Origin of the sequence: Escherichia sp. E2661 (assembly GCF_004745185.1) — a bacterium.
GTDB lineage: Bacteria > Pseudomonadota > Gammaproteobacteria > Enterobacterales > Enterobacteriaceae > Escherichia.
In genome coordinates, this window is sequence record NZ_PDIG01000029.1 from 1 (window position 1) to 3,758 (window position 3,758).

2 protein-coding genes, 1 pseudogene and 1 CRISPR repeat array are annotated in these 3,758 nt (G+C 50.8%); all 3 genes and pseudogenes read left to right on the forward strand.

The window, feature by feature from the left end:
- Positions 1-134 precede the first annotated feature (134 nt).
- A complete protein-coding gene (gene cysH, locus CRI63_RS14790; protein ID WP_032222508.1) occupies positions 135-869 on the forward strand; it encodes a phosphoadenosine phosphosulfate reductase in 735 nt (244 codons plus the stop codon).
- Between the two features lie 263 nt (positions 870-1,132).
- Positions 1,133-1,285 (forward strand): Hok/Gef family protein, encoded by a 153-nt coding sequence (locus tag CRI63_RS14800; RefSeq protein WP_130214493.1) that lies wholly within the window; start codon positions 1,133-1,135, stop codon positions 1,283-1,285.
- A 194-nt stretch (positions 1,286-1,479) separates the two neighbouring features.
- A pseudogene (gene cas3, locus CRI63_RS14805) lies at positions 1,480-3,131 on the forward strand (CRISPR-associated helicase Cas3'); the annotation flags it as partial.
- A gap of 1 nt (position 3,132) precedes the next feature.
- Positions 3,133-3,705: direct repeats of the CRISPR family, unit length 29 nt; unit sequence GAGTTCCCCGCGCGAGCGGGGATAAACCG.
- The last annotated feature ends 53 nt before the right edge of the window (positions 3,706-3,758 follow it).

Here is a 3,758-nt window from a genome sequence, read left to right on the forward strand (position 1 = left end):
GCGTCGCACCAGGCAATTGGCACCTTTGCCGGATGCGGCGTAAATGCCTTATCCGGCCTACGGTTCAGCCCGGTTTTGTAGGCCTGATAAGACGCGACAGCGTCGCATCAGGCAAGGCAAACAGTGAGGAACTTATGTCCAAACTCGATCTAAACACCCTGAACGAACTGCCAAAGGTAGACCGGATTCTGGCGCTGGCCCAAACCAACGCCGAACTGGAAAAACTGGACGCTGAAGGCCGCGTTGCCTGGGCGCTGGATAATCTGCCCGGTGAATATGTGCTTTCTTCCAGCTTTGGCATTCAGGCGGCGGTGAGCCTGCATCTGGTGAATCAGATTCGCCCGGATATTCCGGTGATCCTCACTGATACGGGTTACTTGTTCCCGGAAACTTACCGCTTTATTGACGAGTTAACGGACAAACTCAAGCTCAACCTGAAAGTGTACCGTGCTACCGAAAGCGCCGCCTGGCAGGAAGCACGCTACGGCAAACTGTGGGAGCAGGGCGTTGAAGGCATTGAAAAATACAATGACATCAATAAAGTCGAACCGATGAACCGGGCGCTGAAAGAACTGAATGCGCAAACGTGGTTTGCTGGCCTGCGCCGTGAACAATCTGGCAGCCGCGCCAATTTACCGGTGCTGGCAATTCAGCGTGGCGTATTTAAAGTGCTGCCGATTATCGACTGGGATAATCGAACTATTTATCAGTACCTGCAAAAACATGGCCTGAAATATCACCCATTATGGGACGAAGGATATTTATCGGTGGGAGATACCCATACAACCCGTAAATGGGAACCCGGCATGGCGGAAGAAGAAACGCGTTTCTTTGGCTTAAAAAGAGAATGTGGGTTACACGAAGGGTAAATATTGCCGGATAAAATAAACGCCTCTGTCAGAAATGATGGGGGCGTTTTTATTTTGCGAGCCGCATTCCGGCATTTAAACGTGAACGTCGCAGGGAGAATCAACAGGTATAGAATGGCATTGGGTGCTTGAGGCTGTCTGGCGTTAAGCATTCGCGAGGTTCCAGATGGACAAAAGCCCCAGGCGATATTTCTATCAACCTGAGGCTTACGTTCGAACCCAACAATTCGAATGTTAGTCTCTTCTTTGCAGGGAGGCAAGACATGCTGACAAAATATGCCCTTGCGGCAATCATCGTACTGTGTTGTACAGTACTGGGATTCACGCTGATGGTAGGCGACTCGTTGTGTGAGTTGAGTATCAGAGAACGTGGTATGGAGTTTAAGGCAGTTCTCGCTTACGAATCGAAGAAGTAGCCACCACGCGGGGGTAAAACCCCGCGTACTGAATTGTGATGGTTTGGTCTCCTGCACCCTTTTTTAATTTATATTTTTCATGTGAATATTATGCCTGTGTTTATTATTCATATATAGTACAGATGAAAATCATTGAGTTATTCATAATGCAAATATTTTATTGAACGATATATATCACAGATAATTTTTAATATATGCGTAAATATCCTTTAAGTTTTACTGAAGGATAAAAAACATTGTGACTTTCTTTGATTTCTGGGGAAAAACCCGACGTGGCGAGAAAGAGGGTGGCGACGACTATCATCTTCTTTGTTGGCATTCGCTCGATGTAGCCGCGATGGGCTATTTAATGGTCAAAAGCAATAGCTTCGGGTTGGCTGACTATTTTCGTCTATTAGGTATTTCAGATAGGGAACCGGCGGCACAATTTTTCGCCTGGTTGTTGTGCTGGCACGATACTGGAAAATTTGCCCGCTCATTTCAGCAACTTTACCGGCACCCACAACTCAAGGTTCCGGAAGGCGCAAGAAAGAATTACGAAAAGATCTCTCATTCAACGCTGGGCTACTGGCTGTGGCATCATTATTTAAGTGAATGCGAAGAATTGCTTCCTTCATCTTCACTCTCTCCGCGCAAACTTAAACGGGTGATGGAGATGTGGATGCCCATGACTACCGGGCATCATGGTCGGCCCCCTGACCGTATTGATGAACTGGATAATTTTCTGCCTGAAGACAAAGCTGCCGCGCGAGATTTTCTCCTTGAAATCAAGGTACTGTTTCCGCTCATCGAGATCCCCGCATTCTGGGATGATGACGAGGGAGTTGAACTTTTAAAACAACTTTCCTGGTATATCTCTGCAACCGTCGTACTCGCAGACTGGGCGGGATCGTCAACGCGATTTTTTCCACGCGTCGCACAGACAATGGATATTGAAGATTACTGGCAGAAAACTTTAGTTCAGGCTCAAAACGCATTAACCGTCTTTCCTCCAAAAGCAAAAACTGCACCTTTCACCGGAATTAATACGCTGTTTCCTTTTATTGAGCACCCGACACCGTTACAGCAAAAGGTGCTGGATCTGGATATCAGCCAGCCAGGGCCACAGTTATTTATTCTGGAAGATGTGACTGGCGCAGGTAAAACAGAAGCGGCGCTTATCCTGGCGCACAGGTTGATGGCTGCGGGGAAAGCACAGGGTTTGTTTTTTGGCCTGCCAACAATGGCAACGGCCAATGCCATGTACGATCGGTTGGTCAAAACCTGGCTTGCTTTCTATTCGCCAGAATCTCGCCCCAGCCTGGTGCTGGCACACAGTGCCCGCGCATTTTTGGACCGCTTTAATGAATCACTCTGGTCCGGTGATTTAGTCGGGTCAGAAGAACCGGATGAACAAACGTTCAGTCAGGGATGTGCGGCCTGGTTTGCCGACAGTAACAAGAAGGTGTTGCTGGCTGAAATTGGCGTCGGCACTTTGGATCAGGCGATGATGGCGGTGATGCCGTTCAAACATAATAATCTGCGGCTTCTGGGGCTGAGTAATAAAATCCTGCTGGCTGATGAGATCCACGCCTGTGACGCTTACATGTCGTGCATTCTTGAAGGGTTGATCGAGCGGCAGGCGCGTGGCGGAAACAGCGTCATTTTGCTTTCTGCTACGTTATCCCAACAGCAGCGCGACAAACTCGTCGCCGCCTTTGCGCGTGGCGCAGAGGGTCAGCAAGAAGCTCCGTTCCTGGAAAAAGAAGATTACCCCTGGCTGACGCATGTCACGAAATCGGATGTGAATTCACATCGGGTAGCTACGCGCAAAGAAGTTGAGCGTAGCGTGAGCGTGGGTTGGCTCCGAGTTCCCCGCGCGAGCGGGGATAAACCGTGGTCCAGCAGTTGCCGGACCTCCGGGGCCAGGAGTTCCCCGCGCGAGCGGGGATAAACCGGCGAGACTGGTCATTAAACCCGGTCCGGCGGCGAGTTCCCCGCGCGAGCGGGGATAAACCGCAATAGTCACTCCGACCAGGCTGATTCGCGCCGAGTTCCCCGCGCGAGCGGGGATAAACAGACTCAGCGCCCGTAGCCGTACTGTTGTCCCCAGAGTTCCCCGCGCGAGCGGGGATAAACCGTGCTGGCTACGATGGCATACCAGGACTACTCCGAGTTCCCCGTGTTCCCCGCGTCAGCGGGGATAAACCGACAATATTGTCATTTACTCATACTGTAAACTGGTGTTCCCCGCGTCAGCGGGGATAAACCGAGGCGCTCCGTACACCTCCTCCGCGAATAACAGTGTTCCCCGCGTCAGCGGGGATAAACCGCCGCCCACAATATTAAAATAATCCACATAAGGGTGTTCCCCGCGTCAGCGGGGATAAACCGGTCCCTGACCTTATAGAGTCTGATTCCTGCCGGTGTTCCCCGCGTCAGCGGGGATAAACCGTGCTGGCTACGATGGCATACCAGGACTACTCCGTGTTCC